The organism is Anaerococcus ihuae (assembly GCF_928368155.1).
Classification (GTDB): Bacteria; Bacillota; Clostridia; order Tissierellales; family Peptoniphilaceae; genus Anaerococcus; species Anaerococcus ihuae.
In genome coordinates this window covers 98323-113939 of record NZ_CAKMRU010000003.1, presented here as the reverse complement: position 1 = coordinate 113939, position 15617 = coordinate 98323, and the positions used below count along the sequence as shown (strand labels likewise).

19 protein-coding genes and 1 tRNA gene are annotated in these 15617 nt (G+C 29.9%); 14 read left to right on the top strand and 6 right to left on the bottom strand.

Translation table 11 applies throughout. The features are described from left to right. The first annotated feature begins 3 nt into the window (after nt 1-3). The 4 genes from L6653_RS07820 (at nt 4) to L6653_RS07805 (ending at nt 4748) form a co-directional block, all read left to right on the top strand. The gene (locus L6653_RS07820; protein WP_236786503.1) at nt 4-1068 is read left to right on the top strand and encodes a BMP family lipoprotein; all 1065 of its coding nucleotides are present in this window, start codon (nt 4-6) and stop codon (nt 1066-1068) included. A 123-nt stretch (nt 1069-1191) separates the two neighbouring features. After that, nucleotides 1192-2715, top strand: a complete 1524-nt coding sequence (locus L6653_RS07815; protein ID WP_236786500.1) for an ABC transporter ATP-binding protein — start codon at nt 1192-1194, stop codon at nt 2713-2715. Further along, the gene (locus L6653_RS07810) at nt 2708-3820 is read left to right on the top strand and encodes an ABC transporter permease (RefSeq protein ID WP_058989782.1); all 1113 of its coding nucleotides are present in this window, start codon (nt 2708-2710) and stop codon (nt 3818-3820) included. Before L6653_RS07815 ends, L6653_RS07810 begins: the two co-directional genes overlap by 8 nt. Next, nucleotides 3813-4748, top strand: a complete 936-nt coding sequence (locus L6653_RS07805) for an ABC transporter permease (RefSeq protein WP_058989783.1) — start codon at nt 3813-3815, stop codon at nt 4746-4748. Before L6653_RS07810 ends, L6653_RS07805 begins: the two co-directional genes overlap by 8 nt. Nucleotides 4749-5317: 569 nt before the next feature. On the opposite strand, the gene L6653_RS07800 is transcribed toward L6653_RS07805, so the two are convergent. The 6 genes from L6653_RS07800 to L6653_RS07775 form a co-directional block, all read right to left on the bottom strand. Then, a complete protein-coding gene (locus L6653_RS07800) occupies nt 5318-5491 on the bottom strand; it encodes a helix-turn-helix domain-containing protein (protein ID WP_236786497.1) in 174 nt (57 codons plus the stop codon). A gap of 372 nt (nt 5492-5863) precedes the next feature. Continuing rightward, nucleotides 5864-7075 carry an oxygen-binding di-iron domain-containing protein gene (locus L6653_RS07795; RefSeq protein WP_256444851.1) on the bottom strand — a complete coding sequence of 404 codons (1212 nt, stop codon included), beginning with the start codon at nt 7073-7075 and terminating at the stop codon, nt 5864-5866. Further along, entirely contained in the window at nt 7075-7776 is a 702-nt protein-coding gene (locus L6653_RS07790) for a DUF542 domain-containing protein (RefSeq protein WP_236786491.1), read from the bottom strand. Before L6653_RS07790 ends, L6653_RS07795 begins: the two co-directional genes overlap by 1 nt. A 74-nt stretch (nt 7777-7850) precedes the next feature. Further along, on the bottom strand, nt 7851-8537 hold the full coding sequence (locus tag L6653_RS07785) for a Crp/Fnr family transcriptional regulator (RefSeq protein ID WP_236786490.1): 687 nt from the start codon (nt 8535-8537) through the stop codon (nt 7851-7853). Between the two features lie 554 nt (nt 8538-9091). After that, a tRNA-Pro gene (locus L6653_RS07780) sits at nt 9092-9168 on the bottom strand. 67 nt (nt 9169-9235) lie between these two features. Further along, complete coding sequence (locus L6653_RS07775; protein ID WP_236786487.1) at nt 9236-9703, bottom strand: 2-thiouracil desulfurase family protein; 468 nt, start codon at nt 9701-9703, stop codon at nt 9236-9238. Between the two features lie 43 nt (nt 9704-9746). On the opposite strand from L6653_RS07775, the gene L6653_RS07770 reads away from it, so the two are divergent. From L6653_RS07770 to L6653_RS07725, 10 genes are all read left to right on the top strand, one after another. Beyond that, nucleotides 9747-10196 carry a ribonuclease domain-containing protein gene (locus L6653_RS07770; protein WP_236786486.1) on the top strand — a complete coding sequence of 150 codons (450 nt, stop codon included), beginning with the start codon at nt 9747-9749 and terminating at the stop codon, nt 10194-10196. Continuing rightward, entirely contained in the window at nt 10197-10469 is a 273-nt protein-coding gene (locus L6653_RS07765; RefSeq protein ID WP_236786484.1) for a barstar family protein, read from the top strand. Between the two features lie 10 nt (nt 10470-10479). After that, nucleotides 10480-10830 (top strand): hypothetical protein, encoded by a 351-nt coding sequence (locus L6653_RS07760; protein ID WP_236786482.1) that lies wholly within the window; start codon nt 10480-10482, stop codon nt 10828-10830. Continuing rightward, nucleotides 10823-11521 carry an ABC transporter ATP-binding protein gene (locus tag L6653_RS07755; protein WP_236786480.1) on the top strand — a complete coding sequence of 233 codons (699 nt, stop codon included), beginning with the start codon at nt 10823-10825 and terminating at the stop codon, nt 11519-11521. The genes L6653_RS07760 and L6653_RS07755 overlap by 8 nt, the downstream gene beginning before the upstream one ends. Continuing rightward, on the top strand, nt 11518-12306 hold the full coding sequence (locus L6653_RS07750; protein WP_236786478.1) for an ABC transporter permease: 789 nt from the start codon (nt 11518-11520) through the stop codon (nt 12304-12306). The genes L6653_RS07755 and L6653_RS07750 overlap by 4 nt, the downstream gene beginning before the upstream one ends. A 9-nt stretch (nt 12307-12315) precedes the next feature. Next, complete coding sequence (locus L6653_RS07745; RefSeq protein ID WP_236786476.1) at nt 12316-13050, top strand: ABC transporter permease; 735 nt, start codon at nt 12316-12318, stop codon at nt 13048-13050. Nucleotides 13051-13057: 7 nt separating this feature from the next. Beyond that, on the top strand, nt 13058-13222 hold the full coding sequence (locus L6653_RS07740; RefSeq protein WP_236786474.1) for a hypothetical protein: 165 nt from the start codon (nt 13058-13060) through the stop codon (nt 13220-13222). Nucleotides 13223-13247: 25 nt separating this feature from the next. Then, entirely contained in the window at nt 13248-13985 is a 738-nt protein-coding gene (locus L6653_RS07735) for an NAD-dependent protein deacylase (protein ID WP_236786472.1), read from the top strand. Nucleotides 13986-13987: 2 nt separating this feature from the next. Beyond that, nucleotides 13988-14362, top strand: a complete 375-nt coding sequence (locus tag L6653_RS07730; protein ID WP_236786470.1) for a hypothetical protein — start codon at nt 13988-13990, stop codon at nt 14360-14362. A gap of 66 nt (nt 14363-14428) precedes the next feature. Further along, a complete protein-coding gene (locus tag L6653_RS07725) occupies nt 14429-15610 on the top strand; it encodes a coenzyme F420-0:L-glutamate ligase (protein ID WP_236786468.1) in 1182 nt (393 codons plus the stop codon). Nucleotides 15611-15617 lie beyond the last annotated feature (7 nt).

The following is a 15617-nucleotide window of genomic DNA, read 5'->3' as shown; positions in this document are numbered from 1 at the left end:
GAAATGAAAATTAAAAAAATTATGGCTGGAGCCTTAACTCTAGCACTTTCACTAAGCATTACAGCTTGTGGATCAAAAAAAGATTCTGATAACGCTTCAACAGCTTCAAACGGAAAAGAAGCAAAAGTCTCAGCAACCATGGTAACTGACCAAGGTGGAATAAATGATAAATCTTTTAACCAATCATCTTATGAAGGCTTAAAAGAATACGAAAAAGATGGAAAAGTTAAATTTGATTATATCGAATCACACAAAGATTCTGATTACCAACCAAACCTTGAATCAGCTCTTGATAGTGAATCAGATATTATTTTTACAGTAGGATATGCACTTTACGATGCAACAAGCAAGGCTGCAAAAGATAATCCTGATCAAAATTATGCAATAATTGATAATGCAAATCCTGATAAAATCAAAAATCTTCTAGGAATTACATTCGCAGACCACGAAAATTCATTTTTAGTTGGATATATTGCTGGTATGACAACAAAATCAAACAATGTAGGATTTGTTGGTGGAATGGAATCAGCAGTAATCGATAGATTTGAATATGGTTACAGAGCAGGAGTTAAAGAAGCAGCAAAAGAAAAAGGCGAAGACATAGAAGTTCAAGTTCAATATGCAAACTCCTATGCAGACCAAGCAAAAGGAAAAAATATAGCAAACCAAATGTATCAAAAGGGTGCAGATGTAATCTTCCACGCAGCTGGTGGTACAGGAATTGGTGTATTTGAAGCAGCAAAAGAAAATGATAAATATGTAATCGGCGTTGACCGTGACCAAAAAGATGAAGCTCCAGATAATATTTTAGTTTCAACAGTTAAAGGAGTTGGAAAAGCTGTTCAATTAACAATTGATGATTACAGTGACGGAAAATTCAAAGGTGGAGAAACAAGAGCCTTTTCACTTAAAGATGGAGATGCTTTGGATATAGCTTACGGCGATAACGACTTAGTTGACCAAAAAGTAAAAGATAAAGTAGAAGATTTAAGAAATCAAATAGTTGATGGAAAAATCAAAGTTCCACAAAACGAAAAAGAATTCAAATCAATGGGTTATGATAAATAAGTGAAAATGTATTAGGATTTTGTAAAAGGAGCTGTTGCAAAACTATGAATAGGATATTCATTCTGCAACAGCTCTTTTTTACAAATAAATGTTTAGGTAAATCTAAATTAGTAGTGAGGTAATATGGATAAGTATTTAAATGAAAGCCCTATTGTTTCATTAAAAAATATTCATAAAAGTTTTGGAGATAAAAAAGTTCTAAAGGGAGTAGATTTTGATCTTCACAAATGTGAGGTTCATGCCTTGCTCGGAGAAAATGGAGCAGGAAAAACTACCCTTATGAATATTTTGTATGGGATGTTTCCACAAAATGAGGGAGATATTTACATTAAAGGTGAAGAAATTATTAATAATTCACCAAAAAAAGCAATAAAAATGGGCATAGGAATGGTTCACCAACATTTTATGTTGATAGAACCTTTTACAGTAACAGAAAATATAATTTTAGGCTATGAAGGAAAAAATTCTTTCATTGATAGAGATAAGGCAAAAAAAGAAGTTCTTAAATTAAGCCAAGAATATGGACTTTTGATAGATCCTGATAGTAAAGTTTCAGACATTTCAGTTGGTCAACAACAAAGAGTAGAAATTTTAAAGGCCTTATATCATGGAGCAGATATTTTAATTTTCGATGAGCCAACAGCGGTTTTGACACCCCAAGAAATTAATGAATTTATTGAAATAGTTGAAAAATTAACTGAGCTTGGGAAATCAATTATAATTATCACCCACAAATTAAAAGAAATTAAGGCTATGGCAGATACTTGCACCATAATAAGAAGGGGTGAATATATAGACAAGGTTAAGGTTAAAGATGTAAGCGAAGCCGATCTTGCAGAAAAAATGGTCGGTCGTGATGTAAGCTTTAATGTTAAAAAAGAAAAAATTGATCTTGGAGATGAAATTTTTAAAATCGAAAATCTTTGGGTTAAGGATAATAGAAAAGTTGATAAGGTAAAAGGGCTAAACCTTTCTATTAGAAAAGGCGAAATTTTAGGAATTGCAGGAGTTGATGGAAACGGTCAAACTGAACTAATTGATGCAATTTCTGGAATGAGAAAAGCCGAAAAAGGAAAAGTCAGTTTAAAGGGCGAAGATATAACAAATAAAAATCCTAGAAATATGATTGATCTTGGTATGAACCAAATTCCAGAAGATAGGCAAAAAAGAGGCCTTGTTTTGGAATATTCAATCAAGGATAATTTGATTTTAGAAAATTTGGACAAGGATTTTTCAAAAAATGGAATTTTAGATTTCAATAAAATAGAAGAAAATGCCAATAATTTGATTGAAAAATTTGATATTAGACCAAATGATATAAATGAAAAAGCTGGAAGCCTTTCAGGTGGAAACCAACAAAAAGTAATTATTGCAAGGGAGATTACAAACGATCCTGATCTTTTGATTGCTGCCCAACCAACAAGAGGACTTGATGTTGGGGCGATTGAATTTATCCACCAATATTTGGTTGAACTTAGAAATCAAGGTAAGGCAGTTTTATTAATAAGTTTCCAATTAGATGAAGTCATGGACTTATCTGATAGAATTTGCGTAATATATGATGGACAAATTGTAGGAGAGCTTGATCCAAAAGAAACTGATGAATACGAAGTAGGAAGATTAATGGCAGGAGGAGATCATGAATAATAAAACAAAATCAAAAAAATCTTTTTCAAATTCAAAATTATTATTTACTCTTGTATCAATAATCTTGGGTCTTTTGGTTGGAGCTTTAGTCTTATCCCTTACAGGTTACAACCCAATTGAAGCTTATGGAAAATTGATTGAAGGAATTTTTAAGTCCCCAAGAAATATAGGTTGGGCTCTTGTAAATTCAACTCCAATTATTCTTACAGGTCTTGGAGTTTGTTTTGCCTTTCAAACAGGTCTATTTAATATGGGAGCTGAGGGACAATTTATAATAGGTTCAACTGTAGGATTTTTGTTAGGATACTTGCTAAAACTTCCTCCAATAATCCATGTTATTGTTACAATAATCGTTGCACTTTTGGCAGGATTTTTGTATGGAGGACTTGCAGGATTTATAAAAGCAAAATTTGGCATTCACGAAGTAATTTCAACCATAATGCTAAACTGGGTTGCCTTTTATTTTCAAAATTTTATAGTTTATCGCTATCAAAAACCAAATTCAATGGGAACATTTGACATAAATGATTCAGCAAAAGTAACCCTTGTTACAAATGCGAGCCAAAAATTTGATGGATTTTTTGGGAAATTTTTTAGGGCTCCAATTCATTTGGGAATAATTTTTGCTATTTTAAGCGTAATTATCATTTGGTTTATTCTTGAAAAAACCACTCTTGGCTACAAATTAAAAGCCGTAGGATTAAATAGAGAAGCAAGTGAGTACGGTGGAATCGATGCAAACAAAAAAATAATCCAGTCTATGGCAATATCTGGATCCTTGTGTGCCCTTGCAGGAGTAACACAAGTTATGGGATATACTTATTCACTTCCACTTTTATCAGCTATGGAAAATTTTGGATTTGACGGACTTGCCGTATCACTTTTGGCATCAAATAATCCAATCGGTTGTATTTTCTCAGGTTTATTCTTAGGATCTTTGAAATATGCAGGAAGTAATTTACAAAGAACTATGGGAGTTCCAAGCGAATTAATTTCTATAATAATTGGTACAATAATTTTATTTACAGCTATTCCTTTGATATTTAGAATTATAAAAGCGAAAGCAAACAAAAGGAAAAATAGAAAGGCGGGAAATAATGCTTAATTTGACAGTTTTAGGATTAATAATTGGAAATACACTTTCAAATGCTACACCGGTATTATTGACAGGCCTAGGTGGAATGATGAGTGAAAAATCTGGAGTTGTAAACATTGGACTTGAAGGAATGATGACAATTGGTGCCTTGGTTGCTGCGACTGTGGGATATTATTTTGGAAATCCTTGGCTAGGATTTTTTGCAGGAGGCCTTGCAGGAATGTTTTTTGGCTTGATTCACGCTTTGGTTTCAGTAACTTTTGCAGGAGATCAAACTATTTCTGGTATTGCAATAAATACATTAGCACCAGGTTTGGCACTTTTTTTGGCAAGATTATTTTTTGATGGTGCAACTCAAACCCCATCAATTCCTTTGGAAAATAAAATCCCAAGATTATTTGACGGCTTAATTAAAAATCAGGGATTAAAAAATATTTTCTCCCAATATGCAACAGTTTATATAGCTTTAATTTCTGTAATTTTGATTTATATATTTTTATATAAAACAAAATGGGGCCTAAGGCTTATTGCAGTTGGTGAACACCCAAAAGCAGCTGAAACATTGGATATTTCTGTGAAAAAAATTAGATATCTTGCAGTTATGTTTTCAGGATTTATGGGAGGACTTGGAGGAGCAAGCATGTCACTTGCAGTAGTAAGTGTATTTTCTCCAACTTTAATTGCAGGACAAGGATACATTGCCCTTGTTTGTGTAATATTTGGAAATTGGAGACCACAAGGAGTTTTGATAGGATCTTTATTTTTTGGACTAACCCAAGCTATAGCAACCTATCTTACAGGAACAACCATAAGCCTTCCAATGGAATTTATTTCAATGATTCCATACATTTCAATTTTAATTTTCTTGATTTTATTTAACAAAAAATCAAGAGCACCAAAGGCTAGTGGAAAGCCATATTTGACAGAAGATATATAAGAAGAAAAAATAAAAAATTAAAACCCATATCGATCGCATAAATTAAAAGAGAACTCATAGATGAAAATTAAGATAGAGTCAATAAATGAGATCTCTCCACAAGGTCGAGATGGGTTATTTTTCTTTTCCGTTAATTACTAATGAAAGAGTAGAATGATTTTTAAATTTAATTTAAAAAAATTGTATAACCAGAAAAGATTCCCTATATAAACTTTAGCAATAAAATAAAAGGAACTGTAACCCATCTCGACCGGGTAAATGTGCCTTGATTTGGTATATTTACCCCTAAATGGTCAGTATGGATAAAATTTAATTTTTTTAAAAAGCCTCGTATGTGGGAATAGGTTAATAAATAAGCATCTTATAATACATTATATCATTCTGGAGCAAAGAAAAAACAGCCCCAAAAGAGCTGTTTATATTATTATTTTCTTGTTTTAGTCGCATTACTTATACTATATGATCTACAAACATTCCTAATATAGTTGATGTAGATGGTATTTGATGAATAACTTTCGTACTTCTATTTGATATTTGTTCAGGGGACCAATGTTCGTTAATCTTTATAGTTAAATAATCAATAACATCTTTAGACTATCAATATATTTGTCGTTTTCCTTTATTGGGAAATACTTAGTATAATCTCCACTACTATTTTTTATTTTAGATGAATTTCTTTTAATTTCTCGAGATATTGTACGAGATGACCTTTTAATTGCTTGTGCAATTTTCCTTATACTCATTCCTAAATTTAAAAATTGATAGATACAAGCTCTCTCTTCTATGGTAAGGTGGTTATCGCTCGTTTTAATGTGCTTTGTTTGGTCACTTACATATTAACACAGCTGATTAGCTATGAGTTTATTTTATGTTGCATTTATTATGATGAACTGTCTATTTAAAAAAACTGTTGAGGTTGGTATGTTTATTGATACCCCCAACAGCTTCTTTTGTTCCCATTTTTATAAAAAGTAAATAATATTAGAATTTGTAAGTCACTACTGCAAATAAATAACGGCCTAGCTAAAATACATCATCTTCAATAAGATAAGCTAAAAACATACTAATAAAAATTAATAAAGTCTTAACTAAATCTTAAAATATTACTTGTTTTGTTATTCTTTTTTTTCAATAACCGATGCTTCAAGTAAAGATTTAGAGAATTTTTCAGTTTCCTTCAAAAATTCATCATCTGGCATCCATGAAGCCTTTATTTCCTCATCAATAATTTGGAATCCTGCTTTTTCAAGCTCTTCTCTCAATACTTTATTTCCTTCACCAGACCAGCCGTATGATCCAAAGACACCGGCCACCTTATCTTTGAATTTAAGTTCTTGAAGAAAATGTATCCACCCAGATATAGTAGTAATCGCAGATCTACCAACTGTTGGCGAACCAACAGCTATTGCTCTTGACTTAAATACTTCTGTCATAATATCATTTCTATCCATTTCAGCTACCGATAATACTTTGGTTCTCGTAGTAGGTGAAATTTCTCTAATATCATCTGCAATTTTGTGGGCTATTTTTTTAGTTGCTCCCCACATTGAATCATAGATAACTGTTACTTGATCTTCCTTATAGTTATCAGCCCACTCAGCATATTTCTGTACTATCTCTAGGGCATTTTCTCTCCAGATGCTTCCATGGCTTGTTGCTATAATATCTATAGGAAGGTTCATTGCAACAATTTCCTCTATTTTCTTTTTTGCAAAACTTGAGAAAGGTGTCAATATATTCGCATAGTATTTCATAGCTTCATTCCAAAGGATGGTTGGATCTGCCTTGTCATTGAAAAGTTCACTTAGGGCATAGTGTTGGCCAAAGGCATCGTTTGAAAACAAGATATTATCGCTCGTCATATATGTTGCCATTGAGTCAGGCCAATGAAGCATGGTCATTTCTACAAAAACTAGTTGCTTGCCATTGCCTATATCCACAGAATCACCAGTCTTAACTACCCTATAATCCCATTCTGGATGGTGATACTGGCCAATTAGAGATTTCTTTCCATTGGCTGTACAATAAACCGGTGTGTTTGGAATTTCTTCCATGATTTCTACAAGTGATCCAGAATGGTCTGGTTCTCCGTGATTAATTACAATGTAATCAATTTCCTTTAGGTCAATTTCTGTTTTAAGATTTTTAACAAATTCTTCTTTATGAGGTGTCCATACTGTATCAATCAATACAGTTTTTTCTTCTTGTATTAGGTATGCATTTTGGCTAGAGCCATGATGAACAGAAAATTCACTCCCATGGAATTCCTGTAGCTCCCAATCGATTTTGCCGACCCAATATACGTTGTTTTTTATTTGTTTTTTCATTACTTTCTCTCCTTATTTCTAAATTTTTCAAACATTATAGAGTTTTCTTTAAATATATGCACAAAAACGTCTTTTACTAATTCTTCTAGCAAATCAAAAGTATGGATATATGATCTACAGGCATCTTTTGGTACTTTAAACCAATCGGTTAGTTCTATTATTTCCTTGATAATATCTTCCGCCTCTTCATGGTCAGTTTCTAATTCTTCAACTTTTTTGATTACTTCTCGGCTAAGTGATTCATTTTCTAACATTAGTGGAAAAGTTATTTCTTCTTCTTTAACAAAGTGTTCTTCTAATTCCTTCTTAAGATCTGCAAAAAGAGAATGTAGCTTCATCAATTCCTCGCCATGACGTGCGAAATGAACAGATAGGATTTTATTTAATAAAGGATCTATTTCAAATAATAAATCCCTTTCTTTTTTATGGTGATCAATTAATATAGAATCTATCATCTCTCCTATTCTAAGTTCTTTAAAATCATATAAGTCTATAATTTCTTTTGCTTTAGAATTACCAGTATCTATTCTATCTTGAATTTTTCTAACAAGGATAATAGGATCTATATTTTTTTCTTTTGCAACTTCTTCAACAGTCATATGGCCATTGCAACAAAAGTCAGTCTTCTCCTTATTAAAAAAAACAATCATATTGGTATCCGCCTTAACCAGGTCTTCTATCTTCGTATGAATACCTATCATTTTACCCTCCTTTTTTCAAGCTAATTATATTGTAAAGGAAGATTTAATAATTTTCTGTGTTATATATCACACTTTTACATATTTGTTAATTTAATTAAGGCATCTAGATTTTTAATTCTTATCTTTTTATAAGCAATGTTTTCGATATATCCCTCTTTTTCCATTTGAGATAATTTCCTAGAAACGGTTTCCCTAGTCATATTTATTGACGAAGCAATATTCTCTTGATTTAGACTTATATAGCTATCATTTGTCATCCTCGCTCTATACAGCAAAAATGCACCTAGTCTAGTATATGAATCTTTTATAGATAAAATTTCTAAAAGTTTTTCGGTTTCATGCAGTTTTTTGCTTAGTGATTTTATCAAGTTTAAAGAAAAATCATGGTCTTTGATTAAAATTTTCCTAAGAATCGTCTTATCAATTTGACAAATCCCTGTATTTTCTATTGCAACTCCATTAGATGTATAGAAATTATCTAAGAAAATTGAATTCTCACCTATAATGTCACCTTCCACATAAATTTTACTGATACTTTCCCTCCCCTTATCATCATAGGTTGAGGATTTAATTTCCCCATACCTAATTACAATAATTTTATCTACTAGATCTCCATAAAAAAATAAACTTTGACCTCTTTTTAAATCCTTATGAACCGCTGATAAATAAATATTTTTTGATTCATCTACACCAAGCTTATTAAAAAGTTTGATTTTAGATAGACACTTCCCTGTTTCCTTACAATAATTACAAGTTTGCATTAGTTTCTCCTAATTTAATTTTTTATATAGCAAATTTTTTTGTTGTGTCTAAAATTCTATTTACCTATATTTACTAGCAATTTACTATTTTCTAATTAATAATAAAAAAATTTATAATAATCATAATGACTATTTCCTTATTTTTATAGTTCTACCCAAATATTAAAATACTTTAACAAAAGATACAAAAACTATGACTTTCATGATTTGATTTTCCCACAAGTTTTTTTCTAATAAAAAATAGCTTTTAAGATTTTTTTAAATCCTAAAAGCTATTCATTTTAATGCTTTTATATGCTATTATCCTATTTTCTTGATATCAATACTACAGTCTCAACGTGTTGTAGCACTGGAGAGTTTATGAAACAAACATGTTTTAGTATGAGGGAGTGTAGAGATCTATTTATAAAATTTGCTATGAGTTGTTTTTCTTTTTTTATTACTAAAGAATTTATTTTTAAAAATAGGCATAAAAAAAGCACCGCTCGGTGCGTTTTTAAAAGGGAAAATTTACGTATTACAACTAAAAAAGCAAGCTTTAGCTTGCAAAAAAATGGTCGGGGTGAAAGGATTCGAACCTTCGGCCTCATGGTCCCAAACCACGCGCGCTACCAAGCTGCGCCACACCCCGATGTCCTAACGACAATATATAATATACCAGCTTTAAAATTATTTGTCAAATCTTTTTTAAAAGTTTTTTAATTTTTGTAAGATTCGCTTAATTTAGCTGATAAGTAAGCATAAAAATCTTCGATTTCTTTCTCACTGAAAATAATTATACCATTTTTCTTTAAGATTTGGCAAGTTATTCCGTCGCCTTTTATTAAATTTTTATTAAAATTTCCATCATAAATCAAATCTTTTCCACAAGATGGGGATTTTGCTTTTAAGAGGGCGATTTTTATATTATTTTTCTTACAAATTTCTAGGGCGATTTGTCCGCCTTTTTTGAAATTTTTTGTAAAATCTTTCCCATCAACATTTATTACTCTAGAATTTTTTATCTCACATGGTTTTCTTGGTGTTTTCATTCCAGAATCTACTTCTGGGCAGACATCTATGAAATTTACTTGGGGAAATTTTTCTTTTAAATTTTTAATTTCGTTATTTTTTCCGTCGTAGCGACAATTTATTCCCAAAAGACATCTTGATATTAATACATTCATATTTTTATCCTTTCTGATATAATTATAGCAAAGGAGAAATTAAATGAAAATTAAAAAGATTTTTTATAAATTTATTTTAAGCTTTTTTCTTATTTTTGCTTTTAGCGGATGTGTAAGGCATGAAAATATTAATTCTAATGAAGCAGTTGAATGCACAAGTCTTCTTGAAGACAAGGCTTATTATAAAAAAGATGATGTAGTTGATTATATTAAGGCATATAAAAAACTTCCTCCAAATTTTTTGACGAAAAAAGAGGCGAGAAAACTTGGATGGATTCCTAAAAAGGGAAATTTGTGGGAAGTTACCGACAAGGGAGTAATTGGTGGTGATTATTTTGGAAATTTTGAAAATAAACTTCCAAAGGCTAATTACAAGGAGTGTGATGTAAATTATTTTGGCGGAAGACGTGGTAGTGAAAGATTAATTTATGATGAAGATTTTAATATTTTTTATACATCTGACCACTACGAAAGTTTTACTGAGGAGAAATAGATGATTTTTTTGGATGGAAATAAATTTAAGTCAAGGGATGAGGCCTTTTCTTATTTGAATGAAAAAATTGATTTTGAGTATGAGGTTAATAATCTTGACGGTCTTTTTGATGCTCTTTCTATGGTTGATGAGAAAATAATTATTGAAAATTACCAAGAAATTTACAATAATTTGGGTCAATATGGGGAGAAATTTTTGTCATGTTTTATGAAGGTAAGTCTTGATTTTCTTTTGGAAATTGATTTTTTATCTAAGCTTAATATAGTAGATTAAAGGAGCAAATATGGAAGATAGGTCAGTAAATAATGAAATTAGAAACTTTGTTGCCAAAAATATTATTAATAATTTTCTAAAAAATGGGGATAAATTTTATGAGAAGGAATTTCTTATTAATAAATTTAGGGTAAATCCTTCTTATGTCGATAAAACCTACCAAAGACTTTTGGATGAGGATTTGATTGAGGCAAAAAGTGATTATTATTATATGAAAATTGATGAAAATAAGAAAAATGCCCTAATTGTTGAATTTGCAAATGGATATTTGAATGAATTTTTGAAAAATATGAATTCAATTGGAATTTCCAACGAGGGGGTTTATGATTTTGTGGCTTTGAGGATGAGTGCAAATGGATAATATATTAGAAATTAAAAATTTGAAAAAAACTTACGGCAAAAAAAACGTGCTTGATGGTATAAATTTAAAACTTGAAAGAGGAAAAATTTTGGGACTTATGGGCCCAAATGGCTCGGGAAAAACTACTCTTTTAAAATGTATTATGGGTCTTATTAAGCCAAATGATGGGGAAATTTTAATAGATGGGAAAGAAGTTGGCGTTGAAACTAAAAAAATTATTTCCTACCTTCCTGATGCCTACCATCTTTATGATAATTTGACGATTGAAGATACGGTAAATCTTTATAGGGATTTTTATGATGATTTTAATATGAGAGTTTGCAAGGAACTTTTTGAATTTATGAAAATTCCAAAAGAGGGCTATTCTGATAAATTGTCAAAGGGAATGAAGGAAAGACTTCTTTTGGCTTTGACTCTTTCTCGTGATACAAAATTATATATTTTGGATGAACCTATTGAGGGAGTTGATCCAATTGCCAAGGATATGATTTTATCTGCAATAATAAAAACTGTAGATATAGGTAGGACAATTATTATCACAACCCATCAAATTGGAGATTTGGAAAATCTTTTTGACAGAGCTGCCTTTATCCAAAGAGGACAAATTCTTTTGGAAGAAGATGCTGAAGATTTAAGGGATAAATATAAAAAGCAAATGGTAGATTTGTATAAGGAAATTTTTGTAATATGATTAAGTTTTTGAAATATGAATTAAAAAGATCAAGAGGATTTTTCTTAATTATGGCAATTTTCGCCATAATTTCTCAAGCCTTACTTGGCATATTTTACAAATTTAATAGCTTTGATATGGAAAATAAGACTACTTCATTTTTTATTCTACTAGTAGCCCTTGCCATAATAATTTTATCAATATCTTTGATATTTTTTACCGTAAGATATAAAAGAGATATTTTTGATAAGTCATCCTACATTACCTTTACCATAAATATTTCGGCAAGTAAGATAATTTTTGCAAAATTTTTGGCAAGTTTGATTTTTGGATTTTTAAGCCTAGTAATTTTTGTTGGCTCTCTAATTTTGACTACAAAATTTTTGGGAATTAATGAAAGCTTAAATAATATTTCCTTAAAAGTTCTAATGCTTTATGTTTTTGTTTGTGAAATTTATTATTCCATAGCCTACCTACTTTTGGTTTTTGGAATTACACTTTCAAAAGTACAAATTTTTAGAAGGTATTATTCCTTTGTTTCGGTGGTTTTATCCATTGTTTTATTTACAATAATTGTTTGGCTTTTAAGAAATATTTATACAATAAGTCCCATTATTTTAAAATTTAAAGATTTTTCAATACAAAGAATAATCAACATAAACGGCCTTGATATATCCATGCTTTATAATGGAGTCGATGGAAAAATTTTGGGGATTAATATTTGGATGTTGGTTTTTTCTGTTTTAATAATAGCAGTTACATTTTTCTACAATGTATTTTTGATAGAAGAAAAGATAGATTTTTAGGAGAAGGATATGAGAAAATATTTAAAATATGATGTAAAATCAAATATGAAATTTTTTATCTCAACAATTGCAAGTTTTGTAATTCTTCTAATATCACTTTTATCAATAAAAACTATAGGAGCATTTTCAAGATCTCTTGAAATAAATTCAGCTTTAAATTCAATTGAAATTATTGTACTTGTAGTATTTATCCTAACCATCTCCTATTTTATTATAAATACATTTTACAAGGACCTTTATACAAATAGGTCAATACTTACATTCTCACTTCCCATAAGTGCAAAAGAATTTATAGGGGCAAAGCTTGTAGTGATAAATATTTTCTATTGGCTTTTGGTGTTTTTGTCAGTTTTTTTATTTTATATAGTAGGAAAATACCTAAATACAAAGACTCTTTTGTCATTAGTTTTTACAACGAACTTAGTAAATATTTTTTCTATGCTAATATTTTTTTATATGCAATTGGATAGGTTTATATTTAGAAGAAAAACATCAGCCTTCGTGATTTTTATAATTACAGGATTGATTTTTGCTATAGGCTTTTTTATAAATAAAAATTTTTTGCTTTTAAGTAATAAAATTGTTTTAAAAAATTATAATTATATGGCTTTTGTTTATTCATATGTAAAATATCAGGGAGAAGCCTATATAAATCTTACAGGATTTATTTATTATATTTTGATATTTCTAGGATTATTTTGGATAAATGCAAAAATACTAAAAAAAGATTTAGACTTATCGTGAGGAAGTTATGAACAAAAATATGTATTTAGGGATAATTGGAGGAGTAATTATATCAATAATTTTAAACAATGCCTACAATTTTCCAAATAAAGAAATGGTATCGGTTGCTTGTGCTGTAATCGGAGCATTTTTTGGGGCAAGCATTGATAATAAATTTAAAAAGCAGAAGTAGGGTATAGTCATAGTAAGGAGATATTATGGATGATAAAATTAATGAAGTCAAAAAAATAATAAAAGAGTCAAATAATATTGTATTTTTTGGAGGAGCAGGAGTATCAACCGCATCCGGAGTTCCAGATTTTAGGTCTGCGACAGGACTTTATAATAGAGAAAATAATTCATCATACTCACCAGAATATATGCTAAGCCATGAATTTTTCGTAAATCATCCAGACGAATTTATGGAATACGCAAAAGAAAATTTGATGATTGAAGGAATAAAACCAAATGACTGCCACCTTGCTTTAACAAAACTTGAAAAAGAAGGAAAGCTAAAGGGAATTATTACTCAAAATATAGATTCCCTTCACCAAGAAGCAGGAAGTAAAAATGTAATTGAGCTTCACGGAAATTTAAGAGATTATTATTGCACATCTTGTGGGAAAAATTTCGATTTATCTTATGTAAAAAAATTTAAAGATTTAGTAAAATGCGATGAGTGTGGATCAGTTGTTAGACCAGATATTGTTTTGTATGGAGAAAGTTTAAATAATGACAACATAAGCTATGCGGTAAAATTAATCAGCGAGGCAGATGTTTTAATAGTTGGAGGAACAAGTTTGGTTGTTTATCCTGCAGCAGGATTAATAGATTTTTATAGGGGAAATAAACTTGTAGTTATAAATAGAGATCCTACCCCAAAAGATAATAAAGCAGATTATCTTTTAAAAGGAGATATATCAAAAATAATGAAAGAATTAGTAGAAGGTGTTTAATTTTGAAAAAACGACATGGAATTGATGAGTTTTCTATAGGCCTAGTTTGGTTCGCAATAGGACTTATGCTAATAAATTATTTTGCAAAAATTGAATTTTTGCAAGCTCTTCCCTTAGCTATAGTTTTTTATGCGATTTTTAGGACTATATCAACAAACGAAATAAAAAGAAATAGTGAAAATTATATTTTTAAATTAAAATTTTTAAATCCAATTCAAAAAGAATATGGAAAAATTAAAAGGAAAATATTTGGAGATAAAAAATATAAGTATATTAAATGTAAATCATGTGGACAAGAATTACGTATTCCTAAAGGCAAAGGAAAAATAATTGTCAAATGCCCAAAATGCAAGAAAAAACAAAAAATAAAATCGTAAAAAAAATAAAATTTTAACTTTATTTTTTAAAAAAATTAATGTATAATACGTGAGGAAGGAGCATGTATGGATAGATTAATAGGAACAGTATCAATGGGTGTTAGGACACCTATTATTGAGACAGGAGATAACTTAGTAGATATTGTATTTGATAGCGTAAATAAGGCTGTCGAATCAAAAAATATCGAAATAAACGATAAGGATGTAGTTTGCATTACAGAATCCCTTGTAGCAAGAGCTCAAGGAAATTATGCAAGTTGTGAACAAATTGCTAAAGACATCAACAACAAATTTAAAGAAGATGAAATAGCAATACTATTTCCAATTTTAAGTAGAAATAGATTTTCAATAATGCTAAAAGCTTTTGCTTTGAGTGGAAAAAAACTTCACATTTGCTTATCTTATCCACAAGATGAAGTAGGAAACTACATTATGGACAGAATGGATTTATTTGAAAGTGATGTAAATCCTTATTCAGATATTTTATCAGAAGAAGAATTTAGAAAACTTGCAGGAGATTACAAACATCAATTTACTGGAGTTGACTATATTTCACTTTACAAAGAAATGGCAAAAAACAGTGAGGTTCATTTCTTTAATAATCCAAAAGATGTACTAAAATTTACAAAAAGTGTTTTAGTTTGCCAAATTCATACTAGAGATTTAACAAAAAAACTTCTAGAAAAATCTGGAGCAAAAGAAGTTTATGGACTTGATGAAATAATGACACAATCAGTTGATGGATCAGGCTATAACGAAGATTACGGTTTACTTGGATCAAATCTTTCTACAGACGATGTAGTAAAATTATTCCCAAGAGATGGACAAAAATTTGTAGATGAACTTCAAAAAAAACTTATTGAAAAATATAATAAAGAAGTTGAAGTTATGATCTACGGTGACGGTGCCTTCAAAGATCCAGTAGGAAAAATTTGGGAACTTGCAGATCCAGTTGTTTCCCCAGCCTTTACAAAAGGACTTTCTGGAACACCAAACGAAATCAAAATAAAATATATAGCTGATAATGAATTAAAAGATTTATCAATTGATGAAAGAACCGCAAAAATGAGAGAAAGAATTTCTCAAAAAGCAGAAGACTTAAAAGGAAGTGATGAAACACTAGGAACAACACCTAGACAAATCACAGATCTTTTAGGATCACTTTGCGATTTAACATCAGGTTCTGGAGATAAGGGAACTCCTGTTGTTCTTATTCAAGGGTATTTTGATAATTATTCAAATGATTAAAAAAAAG

Excerpts from the sequence above, each read along its gene's own strand:
- L6653_RS07760 (WP_236786482.1), top strand. The coding sequence starts at position 10,480 with ATGGAAGATAGGTCAGTAAATAATGAAATTAGAAACTTTGTTGCCAAA.
- L6653_RS07735 (WP_236786472.1), top strand. The coding sequence starts at position 13,248 with ATGGATGATAAAATTAATGAAGTCAAAAAAATAATAAAAGAGTCAAAT.
- L6653_RS07775 (WP_236786487.1), bottom strand. The coding sequence starts at position 9,703 with ATGAATGTATTAATATCAAGATGTCTTTTGGGAATAAATTGTCGCTAC.
- L6653_RS07765 (WP_236786484.1), top strand. The coding sequence starts at position 10,197 with ATGATTTTTTTGGATGGAAATAAATTTAAGTCAAGGGATGAGGCCTTT.
- L6653_RS07790 (WP_236786491.1), bottom strand. The coding sequence starts at position 7,776 with ATGATAGGTATTCATACGAAGATAGAAGACCTGGTTAAGGCGGATACC.
- L6653_RS07785 (WP_236786490.1), bottom strand. The coding sequence starts at position 8,537 with ATGCAAACTTGTAATTATTGTAAGGAAACAGGGAAGTGTCTATCTAAA.
- L6653_RS07815 (WP_236786500.1), top strand. The coding sequence starts at position 1,192 with ATGGATAAGTATTTAAATGAAAGCCCTATTGTTTCATTAAAAAATATT.
- L6653_RS07725 (WP_236786468.1), top strand. The coding sequence starts at position 14,429 with ATGGATAGATTAATAGGAACAGTATCAATGGGTGTTAGGACACCTATT.
- L6653_RS07750 (WP_236786478.1), top strand. The coding sequence starts at position 11,518 with ATGATTAAGTTTTTGAAATATGAATTAAAAAGATCAAGAGGATTTTTC.
- L6653_RS07800 (WP_236786497.1), bottom strand. The coding sequence starts at position 5,491 with ATGAGTATAAGGAAAATTGCACAAGCAATTAAAAGGTCATCTCGTACA.
- L6653_RS07820 (WP_236786503.1), top strand. The coding sequence starts at position 4 with ATGAAAATTAAAAAAATTATGGCTGGAGCCTTAACTCTAGCACTTTCA.
- L6653_RS07740 (WP_236786474.1), top strand. The coding sequence starts at position 13,058 with ATGAACAAAAATATGTATTTAGGGATAATTGGAGGAGTAATTATATCA.
- L6653_RS07745 (WP_236786476.1), top strand. The coding sequence starts at position 12,316 with ATGAGAAAATATTTAAAATATGATGTAAAATCAAATATGAAATTTTTT.
- L6653_RS07755 (WP_236786480.1), top strand. The coding sequence starts at position 10,823 with ATGGATAATATATTAGAAATTAAAAATTTGAAAAAAACTTACGGCAAA.
- L6653_RS07810 (WP_058989782.1), top strand. The coding sequence starts at position 2,708 with ATGAATAATAAAACAAAATCAAAAAAATCTTTTTCAAATTCAAAATTA.
- L6653_RS07795 (WP_256444851.1), bottom strand. The coding sequence starts at position 7,075 with ATGAAAAAACAAATAAAAAACAACGTATATTGGGTCGGCAAAATCGAT.
- L6653_RS07805 (WP_058989783.1), top strand. The coding sequence starts at position 3,813 with ATGCTTAATTTGACAGTTTTAGGATTAATAATTGGAAATACACTTTCA.
- L6653_RS07770 (WP_236786486.1), top strand. The coding sequence starts at position 9,747 with ATGAAAATTAAAAAGATTTTTTATAAATTTATTTTAAGCTTTTTTCTT.